This is a genomic window from Bradyrhizobium sp. Leo78 (assembly GCF_059512425.1).
On record NZ_JCAMOT010000032.1, the window covers coordinates 1 to 17,044 of the forward strand.

Annotated in this window: 14 protein-coding genes; 6 read left to right on the forward strand and 8 right to left on the reverse strand. The window is 63.4% G+C overall.

Features of this window, described 5'->3' with window-relative positions; all coding sequences use genetic code 11:
• Nucleotides 1–131: 131 nt before the first annotated feature.
• Entirely contained in the window at nt 132–1,742 is a 1,611-nt protein-coding gene (locus tag AC5ZG1_RS31020; protein ID WP_496135072.1) for an acyl-CoA synthetase, read from the reverse strand.
• 547 nt (nt 1,743–2,289) lie between these two features.
• On the opposite strand from AC5ZG1_RS31020, the gene AC5ZG1_RS31025 reads away from it, so the two are divergent.
• A complete protein-coding gene (locus AC5ZG1_RS31025; protein ID WP_028163803.1) occupies nt 2,290–2,580 on the forward strand; it encodes a hypothetical protein in 291 nt (96 codons plus the stop codon).
• Nucleotides 2,581–2,645: 65 nt separating this feature from the next.
• Here AC5ZG1_RS31025 and AC5ZG1_RS31030 read toward each other — a convergent pair whose 3' ends face one another.
• The gene (locus tag AC5ZG1_RS31030; protein ID WP_496135073.1) at nt 2,646–3,173 is read right to left on the reverse strand and encodes a DUF4112 domain-containing protein; all 528 of its coding nucleotides are present in this window, start codon (nt 3,171–3,173) and stop codon (nt 2,646–2,648) included.
• A 128-nt stretch (nt 3,174–3,301) separates the two neighbouring features.
• On the opposite strand from AC5ZG1_RS31030, the gene AC5ZG1_RS31035 reads away from it, so the two are divergent.
• Nucleotides 3,302–3,598, forward strand: coding sequence for a hypothetical protein (locus AC5ZG1_RS31035; RefSeq protein ID WP_496135074.1), 297 nt, complete (start codon nt 3,302–3,304; stop codon nt 3,596–3,598).
• 346 nt (nt 3,599–3,944) lie between these two features.
• Here the strand turns inward: AC5ZG1_RS31035 and AC5ZG1_RS31040 are convergent, their stop codons facing one another.
• Nucleotides 3,945–5,147 carry a helix-turn-helix domain-containing protein gene (locus AC5ZG1_RS31040; protein WP_496135075.1) on the reverse strand — a complete coding sequence of 401 codons (1,203 nt, stop codon included), beginning with the start codon at nt 5,145–5,147 and terminating at the stop codon, nt 3,945–3,947.
• A 123-nt stretch (nt 5,148–5,270) separates the two neighbouring features.
• On the opposite strand from AC5ZG1_RS31040, the gene AC5ZG1_RS31045 reads away from it, so the two are divergent.
• Nucleotides 5,271–9,113, forward strand: a complete 3,843-nt coding sequence (locus AC5ZG1_RS31045; protein WP_496135076.1) for an autotransporter outer membrane beta-barrel domain-containing protein — start codon at nt 5,271–5,273, stop codon at nt 9,111–9,113.
• Between the two features lie 144 nt (nt 9,114–9,257).
• Nucleotides 9,258–9,530 carry a hypothetical protein gene (locus AC5ZG1_RS31050; protein ID WP_456643864.1) on the forward strand — a complete coding sequence of 91 codons (273 nt, stop codon included), beginning with the start codon at nt 9,258–9,260 and terminating at the stop codon, nt 9,528–9,530.
• A 283-nt stretch (nt 9,531–9,813) separates the two neighbouring features.
• On the opposite strand, the gene AC5ZG1_RS31055 is transcribed toward AC5ZG1_RS31050, so the two are convergent.
• From AC5ZG1_RS31055 to AC5ZG1_RS31065, 3 genes are all read right to left on the reverse strand, one after another.
• Nucleotides 9,814–10,233, reverse strand: coding sequence for a DUF5413 family protein (locus AC5ZG1_RS31055; RefSeq protein ID WP_130230904.1), 420 nt, complete (start codon nt 10,231–10,233; stop codon nt 9,814–9,816).
• A 325-nt stretch (nt 10,234–10,558) separates the two neighbouring features.
• Nucleotides 10,559–11,056 (reverse strand): lipocalin-like domain-containing protein, encoded by a 498-nt coding sequence (locus AC5ZG1_RS31060; protein WP_496135077.1) that lies wholly within the window; start codon nt 11,054–11,056, stop codon nt 10,559–10,561.
• Between the two features lie 97 nt (nt 11,057–11,153).
• Nucleotides 11,154–11,987 carry an SDR family oxidoreductase gene (locus AC5ZG1_RS31065; protein WP_496135078.1) on the reverse strand — a complete coding sequence of 278 codons (834 nt, stop codon included), beginning with the start codon at nt 11,985–11,987 and terminating at the stop codon, nt 11,154–11,156.
• Nucleotides 11,988–12,084: 97 nt separating this feature from the next.
• Here AC5ZG1_RS31065 and AC5ZG1_RS31070 point away from each other — a divergent pair, with 97 nt between their 5' ends.
• Nucleotides 12,085–12,978, forward strand: a complete 894-nt coding sequence (locus tag AC5ZG1_RS31070; RefSeq protein WP_496135079.1) for a LysR family transcriptional regulator — start codon at nt 12,085–12,087, stop codon at nt 12,976–12,978.
• A gap of 213 nt (nt 12,979–13,191) precedes the next feature.
• Here AC5ZG1_RS31070 and AC5ZG1_RS31075 read toward each other — a convergent pair whose 3' ends face one another.
• Together AC5ZG1_RS31075 and AC5ZG1_RS31080 are read right to left on the reverse strand one after the other, a co-directional pair.
• A complete protein-coding gene (locus AC5ZG1_RS31075; RefSeq protein WP_496135080.1) occupies nt 13,192–14,778 on the reverse strand; it encodes a hypothetical protein in 1,587 nt (528 codons plus the stop codon).
• Nucleotides 14,779–14,814: 36 nt separating this feature from the next.
• Complete coding sequence (locus AC5ZG1_RS31080) at nt 14,815–16,107, reverse strand: adenylosuccinate synthase (RefSeq protein ID WP_496135081.1); 1,293 nt, start codon at nt 16,105–16,107, stop codon at nt 14,815–14,817.
• A gap of 287 nt (nt 16,108–16,394) precedes the next feature.
• Here AC5ZG1_RS31080 and ybaK point away from each other — a divergent pair, with 287 nt between their 5' ends.
• On the forward strand, nt 16,395–16,868 hold the full coding sequence (ybaK, locus tag AC5ZG1_RS31085; protein ID WP_456643870.1) for a Cys-tRNA(Pro) deacylase: 474 nt from the start codon (nt 16,395–16,397) through the stop codon (nt 16,866–16,868).
• Nucleotides 16,869–17,044 lie beyond the last annotated feature (176 nt).

Below are 17,044 nucleotides of genomic sequence, written 5' to 3' on the forward strand. Positions count from 1 at the left end.
CATCAACCCGCCCTGCCGCCTCAAGCGGCGGGCACCTGTCCCTGATTATCGTGTCTCACGATAAGGGTGCACTTCAGTAGACGCTGGCACAGGTGTCCCGGGTTGCGCTTCGCTCCACCCGGGCTACGACGTCACCCCCTCGCCCTTAACTCACGCCTCAGCACCTTGCCGGTCGCGGTCATCGGCAACGACTCCGCGAACTCGACGAAGCGCGGATATTCGTGGGCGGCGAGTTGTACTTTGACAAAGTCCTGGATCTCGCGGGCGAGCGTGTCGCTCGGGGCATAGCCGGGGCGGAGCACGATCCAGGCCTTGATGGATTCGGTCCTGATCGGATCGGGAATGCCGACCACGGCCGACATCGCCACCGCCGGATGCTTCATCAGCGTATGCTCGATCTCCGACGGGCCGACGCGATAGCCGGCGGTGGTGATGACGTCATCCTCGCGGCTGACGTACCAGAAATAGCCATCCTCATCCTGCACGCCGAGATCGCCGGTAAGTAAGAACTCGCCGGCATATTTTTTCGCGGTCGCTTCCGGATTGCGCCAATATTCGATCATGGTGCAGGGGCACGGCTGCCGCACACCGATGATGCCGCGCGTCCCCCGCGGCAGCTCCTCGCCTCTGTCGTTGACGATGCGCACGTCGAAGCCGGGTGTCGCTTTGCCCATCGAGCCCGGTCGGATCGGAAACAGATTCGAATTGCTGCCGATCACGAGGTTGCACTCGGTCTGGCCGAACACCTCATGGGCGTCGATGCCGAAGGTGTCGCGCACCCAGCCCAATAATTCGCCGCCGAGCGACTCTCCGCCGGTGAAGATGCTGCGCAGCTTCACGCCGGAATTCTTCACGCCCGCCTGCCGCATCAGCTTCAATGCGGTCGGCGGCAGGAACACGTTGCGGATTCCGAGGTCCGCCATCATCTGCATCGCCGCCTGCGGCCCGAACTTGCGCGCGCGATGGCCGACGATGGGAATGCCGTGGTACCAGAACGCGAACAGGCCGTTGATCAGGCCGCCGATCCAGGCCCAATCCGCCGGCGTCCACATCAGGTCGCCGGGCCGCGGCAGGAAGTTGTGGCACATCTCGACATTCGGCAGATGGCCGAGCACGACGCGATGCGCGTGCAGCGCGCCCTTTGGATTTCCTGTGGTGCCCGACGTATAGATGATGAGCGCGGGATCGTCGGCCGAGGTGTCGACGCTGGTAAACTCCGCCGAGGCCGCACGCAGTGAGGGCCAGAACGGCCTGGTGCCTGCGGGCGCTTCGTCACCGACCACATAGATGTCCTTCAACTCAGGCAGGCGGTCGCGGATCTTGGCGAGCTTCTCCCAGCCGGCCGCGTCGGTCACGATCGCCTTCGCCTGCGAATTCGACAGCCTGAATTCCAGCGCATCCTCGCCAAACAGCGCGAACAGCGGGATCGAGATCATCGCGGAGCGGAAGGCGGCAAAATGCGCGATCGGCAATTCCAGCGATTGCGACAGGAACACCGCGACGCGGTCGCCGCGCTCAAGACCGTCGGCCTTCAGCACATTGGCGAAGCGGCGCGACATCTCCGCGACCTCGTCGAAGGTGGTGCGCGTCTGGGCGCCGTCCTCGTCGACATAGACAAGCGCGAGCCGTCCGGAGCCATCGGCATGGCGGTCGCAGCAGGCGGTCGCCATGTTGAAGCGCGCCGGCACGTCCCAGCGGAAGTTGCGGTAGAGCTCGTCGTAGGTTGCGGCTTCCTTGAGCATGATCCTCGGCGTTCCCAGCGTTTCCTCGCGGACCGGCGTCGCGATGACCGGTCGCTCTATTGTTGTCGTCAGTTTTAAAGCGCCGCGCGCCCCGCACAAGCCTTGGTCCCCTGCACGTCGCGCCTTATGCGCTGCCGCTGAGAGCATTGCTGATCGACCCGAGCGGGAAGCGAGGCGGCGCAAGCCGCGTCAACGCGTCGCGATGCGTGCAATCCTTCCGGGTCGTCATTCCGTCGCCGACTTCGCCGCGCCGCGGAATAATGCGCGGACGGGACACCGGGCGATCACCTCGGATTCTCCCCCTTCCGGTGGACGCAGGCGGCCCGGAACTCACGCAACTAATTGATTTAATTTAGCTTATCCTGATTTCCTTACTGTCATGCGCGGATTCATCATGAGGTCTGTCGGCACCGTTCAGGGGTCGCAATTTTGTCAAATAAGCCTATATTAGGGGACGAAATGACATGTGCGGCGCGCCGCCGGTTGTGGCCCGCCGTCCTCAACCCCCAATCGCGCTATCGCTAAGAAGAGTAAGAGGTCGTCGACCATGCGTCCTATGCGTCCGTTCAACTTTAACACCTCCGCCGAGCTGTTTCCTGCCGCCATTCGCAAGAAGAAGCGGGCCGGATTCGCCTATCGGCGCTTTGGCACCGCGGCGGAAGCCGTGCAGTATGCCATGGAAGAGCTGCCGGCGGATTCGCTGAACGGCGCCTACCTGCAGGTCGAGGAAGCCCGTTTCGACCAGAACGGCATCCGTTCGCTCTATGAGAGCGAGGCGTTCCCGCTGCCGCGTCGTCCGCGCCCGGTGCAGGCCAATACCGACGCCGACGCCGCTTAAACCGATCCGTCCCTACCCAAGCGAAAAGCCCTCGGGATGCTCCGGGGGCTTTCTCTTTTTCGGACCTACAACCGTGGCTGCTTGTCCAGCCAGCGCTTGAGCAGGCGCACGTTCCGGACATTGGCGCGGAACATGACGTCGAATGCGTCGCCCGCGAGCGGCACTAGGCCGACCGCGCCGTCGAGCGCGACATTGGCGAGCATCCGCGCGGTGATATGCCAGGGCGCGCCCAGCGCACGCGCTTCGCGCACCAGCCACAGCGAGATCGCAGTCGTGATGATGTCGCCGACCACCGGGATCAGGCCGATCAGGCCGTCGATGCCGTAGCGGATCTTGGTGCCGGGCACGATGAAGGCGACATCAAGCAGCTTTGCGATCGCCTCAAGCCGCGCCAGCCGCTGCTCGCGGGTGAGATTGCCGAACGGATCGGCGGTCTCGAAGTCGAGCCGGAACGCCTCGAACTGCGGATGCAGCGCGGCCTCCGGAATCTCGCGTCCGTCCTGGTCGATGACTTTCCCCCGCGGCCGCGTGTCGCGGAACGGGCCCTGCGAGCGGGCGCGGTTGGGCGTAAAGATGTCGTCGGGCATGAGCATTGAGATGGTAACGCACGCGCGCGGTACAAGTTGCGTCACATTACCGCTCTGTCACCTCGCGGCAGAGCCGCACACTCGCCGTTATTGCGTCGTTAGCAGCGCCTCATTCGCGATACCAGTCAAAAGCATTGCCGCGATTTAACTGGCGGATCTTATCGGCTCAGGCCAACACCGGCCGCTTTAATCCCGCGAAAACTTTCATCAAAGCGATGCCGAATATCGAGATCACCGAGGAGTGCCGCGCCCTGATTGAGAGCGCCGTTGAGCCCCCGACCGGACGGCGCTTGCCAAACGGCAACTGGGTCATCCCGGTCAACGAGGCAACATGGGAGCGGCTGCAGCAACTGCGGCTGCAAGGCGAAACGATCTCGGACTGCATCATTCGCCTCATGATCGTCACCTTGCATAAGTACGGTTTGCAATAAAGCGTTGCAGCCGTCCCGTGGGATGGGTAGAGCGCAGCGAAACCCATCGCGATGGAGCAAGCGGCACCAATGATGGGTTTCGCTTCGCTCTACCCATCCTACCGCCCCCGCGAAAGCAGACCCATAACCACAGGGAAGCGTTTGTGGCGCGAGCAACCGGTTGTAGAGTTGTAGGGTGGGCAAAGGCGCACTTGCGCCGTGCCCACCATCCAGCGCCGTGCTCGTGATGGTGGGCACGCTTCGCTTTGCCTACCCTACAGCATGGCCGCGAGTGCTGATTCAAATGTCAAACAGCGTGAGGGATGCGAGTCCGCATTCTCGCGGCGCTTTGCGTCCGAGCTTTGCGTTACTTTCCACCCTCTTCGATATCAGAGGGCGCAGGAAAAACCTTGGTTACAACGGGCTGCCCAGCTTGTAGAGCCGCTCGCGCCTGGCGAGGCGTCATTCCATAGACACGCTTGAATAAACGGGTGAAGTCGGCGGCCTGCATATCCAATCCGCAGGTCCAGGCAAGGCGGCCGATTCCGGACGCGTCCGTCGTCCTCAAGGCATCGACGAAACGGCGCAGCCGAACGTCGCGCAGATAGCCTGCCACGGTCAGGCTATTCTCCGAGAACAGCTTGTAGAGCTGGGTCCGCGATACGTTGATGCCCCGCCAGATATCGTCCGGCGTTAGCTCGGGGCGATGATAGTTCTCCTCGATGTAGGCAATCGCCCGCATGAATTCCTTGCTTGGTCGTGCCTGAAACTGCTCGCCCCGCGACAATTCGCCCCGCAGCAGATGAATGAGGAGTTCGGCTGTCGCCTCGAGCACGATCTCGAAGTCCTGCGCGTCCATCCTCCCGTAGGACTCGAACAGCAACCGCATCTGGGCGCCGACAAAGGGCGCCAGCGGAGCTGAACTGAGGGAGCGAAGGATGAAGGGCTCGCCGGAGAGGTCAGTCTCGAGTGCAGCAGCGAGGCGTGTTCGCGGCAGGAAAATTGTCGCTATGCGAGCCAGGCGCGACCGCGCCGTCACCTCGACCGTGCTTTGCACCATCCCAAGGTCTCCGGCTCTTAGGCTGACGAAACCGGTTGCGGTCTCCTCGCTGTATTCTCCGGGCAGGACGTAGTCGAATACCACGCCGTCGATCTTGTCGGCTGCCGCATCCGCTTCGGTTCGCTTTGCCTCCACGCAGGAATTGGACGTCAGCTTGTAGAAAGCGACGTTGTTCCCAACGAACCATGCCACGGTGCTGTCGAGCGGCATCCCCTCCGATTCGCCGATGGTTCGGACATAGCTGCGACGAAACAGGTTGGCGTCCGCGAGATAGTCCGCGCTGTTCGCACGGGGATCGAGGCTGCTTCGTTCCCCGTAGAGGAAGCGCGCGGGGCGTTTTGGGGACGACGTTTCGGGAGAGATCCGAGTGGAGTCGCGCGGGTCCGGGCGATCGTCGGAATGATTAACCATAGACCATCCAGCCGCGTAGTGAATCCCATCGCTCCCGATGCGTGCGCTCGGATAGCACCCGTTGCTATCGAAAATTTTGCATTCCGTCCAAAACTTCATGTTTTCCGTACCACGGGGTAGCCGTCACGTTGCCGGTGTGTTTGCTGGACAATTCCACCTGACCGGCAAATCGCTGCATACATGAATCGCGCCTTTCGTCCTGCCCTCAATCGGATCCTTGGCATGGTCCGGGTCTCCGAACAGGTCAGTCTCCTCAACAAGGAAGATCGTCTCCGACACCGCCACCGGGTCGGCTCTGAGTGGAAGTGGAGCGTTTCGGTCGCCGCCCTGCTGCTGAGCATTGCGCCGTCGCTGGCGTGGGCGGATGCGGTCGGCGACGCGTCCAGCGCCCTGCAAGCGGCCATCGTGGCCTACGCTGCCGATCCCAGCACGGCCAACGGCGCTGCGATGCAGGCCGCGCTGACGGCCTACAACCAGGCCGTCGCCAGTAACGCCACCACCACCGTCAGCACGGCCACGTCGGTCTCGGCCTGGCAGACTGTATTTGGCGCGACAGCGATCTATGTAGGCGCCGGGGGCGCGCTGTCATACGCGGTGAGCGGCTCCGGACCGGTTGGCGGCGCGATCAATGTGGATCCTGGTGCCGCTCTCGCTATCGGCAGCGCCAGCGCCAATCTGAGCGATGCCGGAGCCCACTCGTCCGTGACCTTCTCCGGCAATTCGTCCAGCTTCGGCGGCGCGATCTTCAACACCAATACGGTGACGATCGCTGACAGCAGCTTCTCCAATAGCTCCGCCAGCTTCGCCGGCGCGATCTACAATTTTTCCGGCACGGCGACGATCGCAGACAGCAGCTTCTCCAGTAATACCGCCACTCAGGGCGGCGCGATCGCCAATGACGGCATGGCGACGATCGCTGGCAGCAGCTTCTCCGGCAATTCGGCCACCTATGAGGGCGGCGCGATCTACAATACCGGCACGGCGACGATCGCCGACAGCAACTTCTCCAACAATTCGGCCACTTATGGCGGCGGTGCAGTCCACAACTATCACGGCACGGTGACGATCGCCGGCAGCGGTTTCTCTGGCAACACGGCCACTACCACCGACGGCGGCGCGATCTACAATGACGGCACGGCGACGATCGCTGGCAGCAGCTTCTCCGACAATTCCGCCACCTCCTATGGCGGCGCGATCTACAGCGAGGCAGGCAGCACGACGACGATCGTCGCCGGCAGCTTCGCCAGCAATACCGCCGGCAGTCAGGGCGGCGCGATCTACAACACCGGCACGGCAACGATCGCCGACAGCGCCTTCGCCAGCAACGCGAACGGAGCGATCTACAACACTGGCACGGCGTCGATCAGCGGCAGCAGCTTCGCCGACAACTCCTCCACCACCTATGGTGGCGGCGCGATCTTCAACTTCGGCACGGCAACCATCGTCGACAGCCGCTTCTCGGATAATTCCGCCGGCGCCGGTGGCGCGATCTTCAATGAAGCGAACCGCACGGTATCGATCACCGACAGCAGTTTCTCCGGCAACTCGGCCACCTATGGCGGCGCCATGTTCATCAACGGCACCGCGACGATCACCGGCAGCAGCTTCTCCAACAATTTCGCCGCCCATGGTGGCGGCGCCATTTTCGACTCAAGCGGCACGATGACGATCGCCGACAGCAGCTTCTTCGGCAACACGACCGACACGCTGGGCGGTGCGGTCTACACCGACTACGGCACGATCAATCTGACGGTCAGCGGAGGCCAGACCTCCATTTTCTCCGGCAATACGGCCAGCGGACAAGCCTCGTCCATCTACTTGAATGGGCCCGCCACGCTCGATGTGAGCGTGGCGCCCGGAGGCGTGCTGGACATGCGCGATCCCATGGGCGGCAGGACCAACGGTCCCCTCGCTATCACCCAGACCGGCGCCGGCACCTGGAAGCTTGGCGGTAGCAATGTCTTTACCGACGAGGGCAGCCAGACCACCTTCAACGTGGCGGCCGGCACGCTCTATCTCTATGCCGCCGGCGAGGTGAGCAACGCCACCGCGACCAACAGCAGCGCCACAGTGGCCGCCGGCGCGATCCGGCTGGATGGCTCTTCTTCCAGCTTCATCCTGGGCGGCACCGCCACCCTGGTCGCCGCCGGCAGCAACAGCATCACCACCGAAGGCAGCATCGTGCTGCAAAGCGGCGCCACGCTCCGCGGCGGAACCGCAGCGGATAATGCTGATCTCGACGGCGGCGGAGCCCTGGCTGCCACCGGCGGCAACACCTCGCTGACCCTCGCCGCCACCGGCGGTGTCACCCTGCGGGGCAACCTCAACGTAGAAGCGGTCGCCACAGCCGATACCTTCTCCCTGAACGCCGAGCTCGCCGACGCTGCGGGGTCGGCCGGCAGCCTGACCAAGCATGGGGCGGGCACAGTGGTCCTGACCGGCGACAACAGCTACACGGGGACCACGACGGTTGCAGCCGGCACCCTGGCCGTGGATGGCTCCATCGCCTCGAGTGCGCTGACCATCGTCAATGCCGGCGCCACCCTCGCCGGCACCGGCACCGTGGGCACCACGACGATCAACAGCGGTGGCATTCTCGCCCCCGGCAGGGCCGGCACGACCGGCAGCTTGGCTGTCAACGGCAACCTCACCTTCGAGAACGGCGCGATCTATGCGGTGGATATCGCCGGGTCCGGCAGCGACCTGACCACGGTGTCGGGCAGAGCCACCCTTAAAGGCGGCACCGTGGTGGTCTCCACACTTGATCCCTTGGTCAGCTACCAAAAAGGCCAGACCGCCACGATCCTGAGGGCCGGCACTGGCGTGAGCGGCACCTTCGCCGGCTCCACCATCTCCTCCGCCTTCCTCGCGACCAGCCTCAGCTACGATGCCGACAACGCCTATCTCACCGTTGCCCCGATCCCCTCCAACACAGATGGCTCGGGCAACCCGGCCATTTTCGAGACGGTTGCCCACACCGCGAATCAGTACCGCACCGCGGTTGCACTCGACACGCTGGCGCAATCCGGCTCGTCGCTTGCACTCTACAACAAGCTGCTGTTGCTTGACGCCGGCGAAGCCCGCGGCGCCTACAACGTTCTCGATGGCGAGATCCACGCCAGTCTGAAGAGCGGCCTGATCGAGGACAGCCATTTTGCCCGCTACGCCGTCACCGGCCGGCTGCTCGCCGCCTTCGGGGAGCCGGGCGGATCATCCGCCGACAATGTCCGAAAGCTCAGCGACGGCCTTGCCGTCTGGGGTTCCGGCTATGGCAGCTGGGCCCGGCTCGGCGGCGGAGGCCATAACGCCGCAAGCCTCGACCGCACCGCGGGCGGTTTCTTCGTCGGCGCCGACAAGCTCATCGACAACGGCTGGCGGATCGGCGTGATGGGCGGCTATGGCCGCTCATTCTACAGCGTCGATGGCCGCGCCTCGTCGGCCGACGTCGACCAGTCCACGATCGGCGCGTATGCCGGCGCCCGGATCAACGATCTCGGCCTGCATCTCGGCGTGGCCAACACCTGGCATGCGATCGATACCAGCCGCAACGTCGCCTTCCCCGGTTTCGCCGAAATCGACAGGATCTCCTACAATGCCCGCACCACGCAGATCTTTGGCGATGCCGGCTACACCTTCCATGCCGGCGGGGCCGCCCTTGAACCGTTTGCCGGCTTTGCCTGGGTCAATCTGCACACGAACGGCTATGACGAGAACGGCATCGCCGGCCTGCACGGCGGCGATGAGACCCAAAACGTCACCTACTCCACGATCGGCCTGCGTGGCGCATTCCCCGTCAGTCTGGGATCGGTCAGCGGCAATCTCTACGGCACGCTGGGCTGGCAGCATGCGTTCGGCGATGTCACGCCGTGGACCACCCACGCCTTGACCAGCTCCGATGCCTTTACGGTGACAGGCGTGCCGATCGCCCGCGATGCCGCGCTCATCCAGACCGGGCTCGATATCCCCCTCAGCAAGGACGCCACGCTGGGTTTTTCCTATACGGGTCGGCTCGGCGCTCACACCGAGGAAAACGGGCTGTCCGCCCGGTTCCGCTTAGCGTTCTGAACATGAACCGCGCCGGGATCGCCACCATCCTCCCCGAGACGGGGGCGTCCGAAGGACGAGCCCGGAACCCATCCAACAGCAGAGCATGCGGTGAAATGGATTCTCTGATGTGCAGTAGCCGGGGCGCGCGCAGCGCGAGCTATGATGTTGGCTCAGGCCAACACCGGCGGCTTTAATCCCGCGAGGACTCCGATCAAAGCGATGCCGAATATTGAGATCACTGAGGAGTGCCGCGCCTTGATAGAGAGTGCGGCTGGGGCCCCGACCGGACGGCGCCTGCCAAACGGCAATTGGCTCATACCGGTCAACGAGGCGACGTTGGCGGGGCTGCAGCAACTGCGCCTGCGAGGCGAAACGATCTCGGACTGCATCATTCGCCTCTTGCTCGTCGCGTTGCATAAGTACGGCCTGCAATAAAGCATCGCAGCCTTCCCGTAGGATGGGTAGAGCGAAGCGAAACCCATCGCGATGAGCAAGCGGCACCCATGATGGGTTTCGCTTTCGCTCTACCCATCCTACGATTCGGTTGAACCTCGCACCGTTATCGTCGCTGCGAAAAGGGAAAGCCGGGTTTGCCCGTCGGGTTGTTTGTCGCACCCAAACCAACCACATCGTCATTGCGAGCGGAGCGAAGCAATCCATAGCGCCGCTTGTGGAAACATGGATTGGTTCGCTTCGCTCGCAATGACGGCGAAAGCGGTTAAGTCGTCACCGGCTGCGGCTCTTCCGCGTATTTGTGCGCCAGCCAGGACGACAGCGTTGCCGGCACCAGGCCGACGAGCCCATAGAGAATGAACTGCACCGCGCCGGAGTCCGGGCCGCGCGAGCCGTAGAGCAATTCGGCCGCGATGAATCCGATTACGCCAACGATCAGCATGCGCGCGAACGGATTGATCTTCCGCACATGCATAAGAATGTCGTCGATCGCCGCTAGCATCAGCGACGGCACGATGCCGAACAGATACGCGTATTGCAGCGTCTTGACGAACGCCAGGAAGAACTTTCCGACCTCGTGCGCGCCTGTCTCGGTCCAATAGCCGGACTGGTAGGAGGTCGCGAACAGCAGAATGAGACCGCCGATGAACGGGCCGATAGCGGCGAAGATCAGGTAGCGTTTCATTGCGTCCCACTCACTGCACTAGATCATGATCCGATTAGACGGAATCGGATCATAATCTCATCTCTTTGTCTGAGCATGACCTTCCTACGCAAACGCTTCGCATTTGTCGCGAGGGAAAACCGGTTTCCACTTTGCCGCATCATGCTCTAGCTGTGGTCTTTCAGGAGGTTGTCCATCTGGTCCGAACCGAGGAAGCCGAGGTTGCGAAGCTTCAGTGTTCCAGAGAGAGACCGGATGAACAGCCACAAGAATGCGCGTTTGACGCGCAAAGGTCGAGAGGCAATGGTGCGAAGTGGGGGGGAAGGAGGGGCAAGCCAGAAGCTACTTACCTTACCCGCTGCCATTCGATGACGATCCTCGTTCCGTCCGGGCGTTGGAAACGCTCTGTCATCTGATCGCCAGAAACCTTCAGGGTCAGCTCCCTCCGAGTGCGGGTATCCCCAACCCAGTTTGGAAAAGTGGCCCCTTCGACGCGGTTGCCGCTGAACTCACCTGTCTCATCCACAGTGTAAGTCCCGAAAAAACCGATGCTTCGAGACATCGCGGTTCGATTTTCGGCATCCGTGCCCCCACCACGCACATTCGACGCAAAACGTGGCGTATCTGCATCCGTCAAAACTTCGATAAAATGCATATCTGGCGTGAAGACCAGCATGCCGTTTGGCCGCTGACCGTAAGCAGGAAGGTTTCTTCCTTCTGGATCAATCTGCGCCGATACCATACGCCAAGTACCCACCACCTGGTTTGCAGAAGCTGCTTGGGCATGAGAACCGACAACAGAGGCTCCAAGTATGATGGCCAAAAAAATTGAACGAATTGGCATTTTTCCTGCCTATGTTTGTACCTGCCTGCGTCATAAGTAACTAGCGGCCAACCTTGCACTCACGTCGCGGGTGTGAGGGCAACCGCCGCATCAGATGTCAAACGTCTTCGCGATCGGCCGAGAACGCGACCTCGCGCTGCGCTTCGATCCTGACGAGTCGCTGCGTCAAAGCCTTCGAAATCGAATCGTAAGCGGTGCTGCCCAGCGCAAGACGCAGTGGAGGATTAGTGCTGTCGGCGGCGGCGATTATCGCTGCCGCAGTCCGTCCCGCATCACCTTTCAGCGCGAAGCTCCCGCTGTCGATCGCCCGGCGCACGGCGCCGGCGGGAGTGTCCTCGTAGACGTCCATCGGCGCGGGACGCACCAGACCGGCTCCGAAATTCGTGGCCGTCGGGCCGGGTTCGGCGATGATAAAGTCAATGCCGAAGGGCGCGACCTCCTGCGCCACGGCCTCGACGAATCCCTCGATGCCCCACTTGGTCGCGTGATAGAGGCTGAAATTCGGATAGGCGATCTGCCCGCCTTCCGACGAAACCTGGATGATGCGCCCGCCTCCCTGACGACGCAGATGCGGCACTGCCGCGCGGATGAGCTGGATCGAGCCGGTCAAATTGGTAGCGATCTGATGGTTTATCTGCGGGTCGGTAAGTTCCTCGGCCGCTCCAAACAGCCCGTAGCCGGCATTGCTGACGACGACATCGATCCGCCCCATACGCTCGAATGCGTCGTCTATGGCCGCCTGGAGCCCGGCGGTATCCGTCACATCAAGTATCGTCGTACTGAGGTTCTCGCCGTGTGCTTGCTGAAGATCGGCCAGAGCGCTTTCCCGTCGCACCGTCCCGACGACGCGGTCGCCACGGGCAAGAAGGCGTTGCGCCATTTCGCGGCCGAGGCCTGACGACGCGCCGGTGATGAACCAGGTCTTGCTCATGAGATATTCCCTCTGAAATTACTCCGATGATGTAGAGGGGACCAATTGGTGCTATAAGACGTCCATTATTGGATAAGTAAGTGAAACAAATTCACCAGTGCCGCGCCCGAGCCTGAACGATCTGGCGGCTTTCGTCTCAGTCGCCAACCTTCGCAGCTTCCGTAGAGCGGCCGAGACGATAGGCGTATCGCGTTCGGCCCTGAGCCACGCAATGATTGGGCTCGAGAGGAATCTCGGCATCCGCCTGCTCAATCGAACCACCCGAAGTGTTTCGCTCACCGAGGCTGGCGCCCGGCTGCTCGCGCACCTGGGTCCGGTGCTACAAGACCTCGACACGGCTCTCGACTCGCTCGCCGAAGTGCGCGGAACGCCCAGCGGAACTCTGCGGATCAACGCCAACAAGAGCGGAGCTGCAATCTTGCTGCGTGATGTCATTCCGCACTTCCTCGCTCATCATCCGGAGGTCGAGATCGATCTTGTCTCCGAGGGGCGGCTCGTCGACATCGTCGAGCAGGGTTTCGATGCCGGTGTCCGGCTTGCCGAAGCAGTGCCGCAGGACATGGTTGCGGTCCGGTTCGGCGGCGATGCCCGCTTCATTGCAGTCGCCTCGCCAGCCTATCTGGAGGGTCGAGATCCCCCGATCACGCCGGACGATTTGCACGCCCACCGGTGCATCCGCCAGCGCCTGCCAAGCGGAAAGCGCTATCGCTGGGAATTCTCAAGACACGGCGCGGAGGTGGTGGTCGACGTTCCGGGCGTTCTGACCCTGGACGACAATGACCTGATCGTCGAAGCAGCAGCGGATGGGCTCGGCATTGCCTATGTGCCGGAAAGCTTCGCCCGAACGCTTCTGGATTCGGGGCACCTTGTCGCCGTTCTGGAGGATTGGTGCCCTCCGATTCCGGGTCTCGCCCTCTATTACCCCCGCAATCGCCACGTTCCTTCCACGCTACGGGCGTTCATCGATACTCTGAAGGCGGCGGAGGTCTGAAGGTCGACTACCGGACGGTGTGGGACTTCGTCGACGCCGAGAAGCTCAGTTATAAAAAAGACGCTGAGTGCCGCCGAGCAGGACTGTCCAGATGTTGCGCGTCGGCGGCCGCAATAGATCAAATATCGGGAGCGGATCGCTCCGGTCTCGTCTGGTGTTCATCGACGAGACCTGGACGACCGGCGACATTATCCGACGCGAAGAGAACTCCCCTCACTCCCCCCACGCCGCAAACGCGTCGTTGAACGCGCGCTCGCCCGGCGCGCCCTTCTCGATCGCGATGATGGCGCGGCGCTGGTTGGAGTAGACGAGCGGCACGTCGAACCAGGAGCGCTCCTTGAGGAGCTGCAGGTTGCGCGAGCGGTCGGCATCGACGTTGGAGAGGCCGACCAGGAAGAAGCCGTCGGTGACCTTCACCGCCAGGCCTGCGAGCGGGGTGCCGCGGGCCTGCTCGTTGGACTTCATCAGGATGCCCGGCACATTGCCGACGCCGCCGTTCGGGAAATCCTGCGGCAGGATGAAAGTGAGCTCGGCGGTGTGGCTCGCGGGCAAGGACGAGTCGGTGTTGCGGCGGAACGACATCGTCATCTTGAACTTGCGGTCGGGGATCTCGATGTCGGCGCGCACGGCGATGTCGGGTGCCGCGTTGCCCGAAGCCTTGATCGGTTCGGTGCGCCAGATCACCGAGCCCACATATTGCTTGCCCTTGGGATCGCTGGGGTCCTCGTCATAGAGCACGACGCGCTGCGCCACCGGTGCAACCGGCTCGCTGGACGACGGCTGGCCGACGCGGTCCGGAATCTTCGGCTTGGTCGCGGGCGTCGCGACATCCTTCGGCGCCTCCACGGAGGGGGACGACTTGAGCAGGCCGCTCACCACCGTGACCGCCTGCTTGCCCCAGAGGATGCCGGCGCCGACCAGAATCAGAATGATGCCGACCGCAATCGCGCTCTTGAACGGGAATGCCGAGCCGAGCCGCGCGCCCTTCTTGGCGTCGCGATCACCGCCATTGCCGATCCGCGACCGCGGCTGCGATCCCTGCGGCCCGTAGCGCTCGGCCTCCTCGCTCGACTCGTCATAGGAATAGGGCGCGTCCGGATCGGCGCCGCGATTCTCCATGTTCGGCTCGAGCCGGTCGAACTCCGGCGAGGGCGACGGCACGTTGGCGTAGGTCTTGCGCGCATTGCGGTTCGCCTGCGCGGCGGCGCGGCCGAGATCGTCGGCGTCGGCGGCGAGATCGCGGAAACCACGCAGAGCCGGCGGCTGCGGCGCCGGCGGCGCGCCATTGTTCGCGGCACCGTTGTTATCCGGCCCGCGGCGCGCACCGGGGGGTCGCTGCTGCGGATCGGGCGTTGGTGGCGCGGGCGGGCGCGGGGTGACCGGCGGCGCCTCGCCACGGAGATTGCGCGGCGGACGATCCTCGCCACCGGGCGGACGCGGCGGCGGTGGAGTGCGCGGGCGCGGCGGGGTGGTTGCTGCAACCGGAGCGCCTTCCGGCGGGCGGGTCGTGGCGGCGGTGGCAGTGGCGCGGCGGAAGGCATCGCCGCTGCGGGAACCGGTGGCAGGACGGGTGGTCTCGCGGGCGCGCTGGGCGGCCTCCGATTCGACCTTGCGCACGGCCTCTTCGAGCGACAGGCGCTCGCGGGTGATCTCGGACTCGGAAAGCGGCGGCTGCACGCTGCGGAGCTGCTGGATCAGCGCAGCCCGCGCGCGCTCATAAAGCGCGCGGCGGCTCTCACCGGGAGCATTGGGGTCCAATCCGGCGATGGCGCGGGCAATCAGCGGGTAGTAATCAGCCATTTCCAGTCAAATTGGTGGGATATAGGTAATATCCCGTTAAGCTTCGAACGGATTTTGTACCAGAATAGTATCCTCGCGTTCCGGGCTGGTGGAAAGAAGCGCGATCGGGCAGCCGACCAATTCTTCCACCCGGCGGACATATTTGATGGCCTGTGCCGGCAGGTCGGCCCAGGACCGGGCGTTCGCCGTCGGCTGCTTCCAACCCTCGATGGTCTCATAGATCGGCACCACGCGGGCCTGTGCACCCTCGCCCGCCGGCAGATGGTCGATTTCCTTGCCGTCGAGCTTATAGCCGGTGCAGACCTGTATGGTATCGAATCCATCAAGAATATCGAGCTTTGTCAGCGCCAGCCCCGTGATGCCGCAGGTGCGCACCGTCTGCCGCACCAGCACCGCATCGAACCAGCCGGTGCGGCGCTTGCGGCCGGTGTTGACGCCGAATTCCTTGCCGCGGCGGCCGATTTCCTCGCCGATCTCGTTCGTCAGCTCGGTCGGGAACGGACCCTGGCCGACACGGGTGGTGTAGGCCTTGCAGATCCCCAGGACATAACCGACTGCGCCGGGGCCGAGGCCGGCGCCGGTTGCCGCCTGCGCCGCCACCGTGTTGGAGGAGGTGACGTAGGGATAGGTGCCGTGGTCGACGTCCAGCAGCGCACCTTGCGCGCCCTCGAACAGGATGCGCTTGCCCTCGCGGCGCTTGATGTCGAGCAGCCGCCAGACCGTTTCGGCGTAGGGCAGGATTTTCGGCGCCAGCGCCGTCAGCTCGCGCAGGATGCCCTTGCCGTCGACCTCCTCGAGATTGAGGCCGCGGCGCAGCGCATTGTGGTGCGCCAGCAGGCGGTCGATCTTGTGCGGCAAGGTGTCGAGATCGGCGAGGTCCATCAGTCGAATGGCGCGGCGGCCGACCTTGTCCTCATAGGCCGGGCCGATGCCGCGGCGAGTGGTGCCGATCGCGGTCACCGCATTGGATGATTCGCGCAGCGCATCGAGATCGCGGTGCAGCGGCAGGATCAGCGTGACGTTCTCGGCGATGCGCAGATTGTCCGGGCTGACCGCGACGCCCTGCCCCTTCAGCCGCTCGACCTCGTCGAGGAAGGCCTGCGGATCGAACACGACGCCATTGCCGATCACGGCCAGCTTCGACGGCCGCAGCACGCCCGACGGCAGCAGCGCGAGCTTGTAGGTCTCGCCATTGATGACAAGGGTATGACCGGCATTGTGGCCGCCCTGGAAGCGCACGACGATGTCGGCCTGCTCCGACAACCAGTCGACGATCTTGCCCTTCCCTTCGTCACCCCATTGGGCGCCGACCACGACAACATTGGCCATTTCGCAAGCGTTCCCTGCAACACTTCAAGGTTCGATCATGATCGACGCGGAAAAGCGGTGCCGAACTTTCCGGATCATGGTTTAAGCTGCCCAGCCGAAATCACGGCGTTAGCCGTTCGCACGCGGGACGCTAACCCCGATAAAGGAAGCGCTACGCTTAAGCAAGCAAGAAGGGTAGTTTTTGCGCCAATTGGACAATCTCCAAGCCTTTGATATCCCCCGAAAATTTGTGGCCGCCGCAAGGCAGGCCTCGATCATGGACAAGGTTTAAGGGAACAGCCAGCCAGATGTCCAAGAGTACCCGCGCCACCGAGACACTGGCAAAGCTCGGCGTGACATTCACCGTGCACGCTTATGACTATGATCCTAACGCCGACAGCATCGGCCTGCAGGCCGCCGAGGCGCTGGAGGTGGCGCCCAAACGGATGCTGAAGACGCTGATGGCGGAGGTCGACGGCAAGCCGGTCTGCGCCGTGGTGCCGTCGGACTGCGAGGTCAGCATGAAGAAGCTCGCGAGCGCCTTCGGCGGCAAGACCGCGAAGATGATGCGGCCGGCCGATGCCGAGCGGCTGACCGGGTACCATGTCGGCGGTATCAGCCCGTTCGGGCAGAAGAAGCGCGTGCCAATCGCGATCGAGCAGGCGGCGCTCACCGAGGAAAGCGTGTTCGTCAACGGCGGCCAGCGTGGTTTGCAGATCGAGCTGGCGCCCGGTGATGCCGTGAAGGCGACGGCTGCGATCGTGCGGCCACTCGTGGCGTAGGGCTATAGCTTGATGAGATGAGGTCGAATTGTGTCCGCGATGTGCGCCGCGTCTCTTCACCTCTCCCGTAGGGAGAGGTCGGCGTGTAACGCCGGGTGAGGGGATTTGCTGTATCGAGGGACCGCAACCCCTCACCCGCGCCTTCGGCGCGACCTCTCCCTATGGGAGAGGTGAAC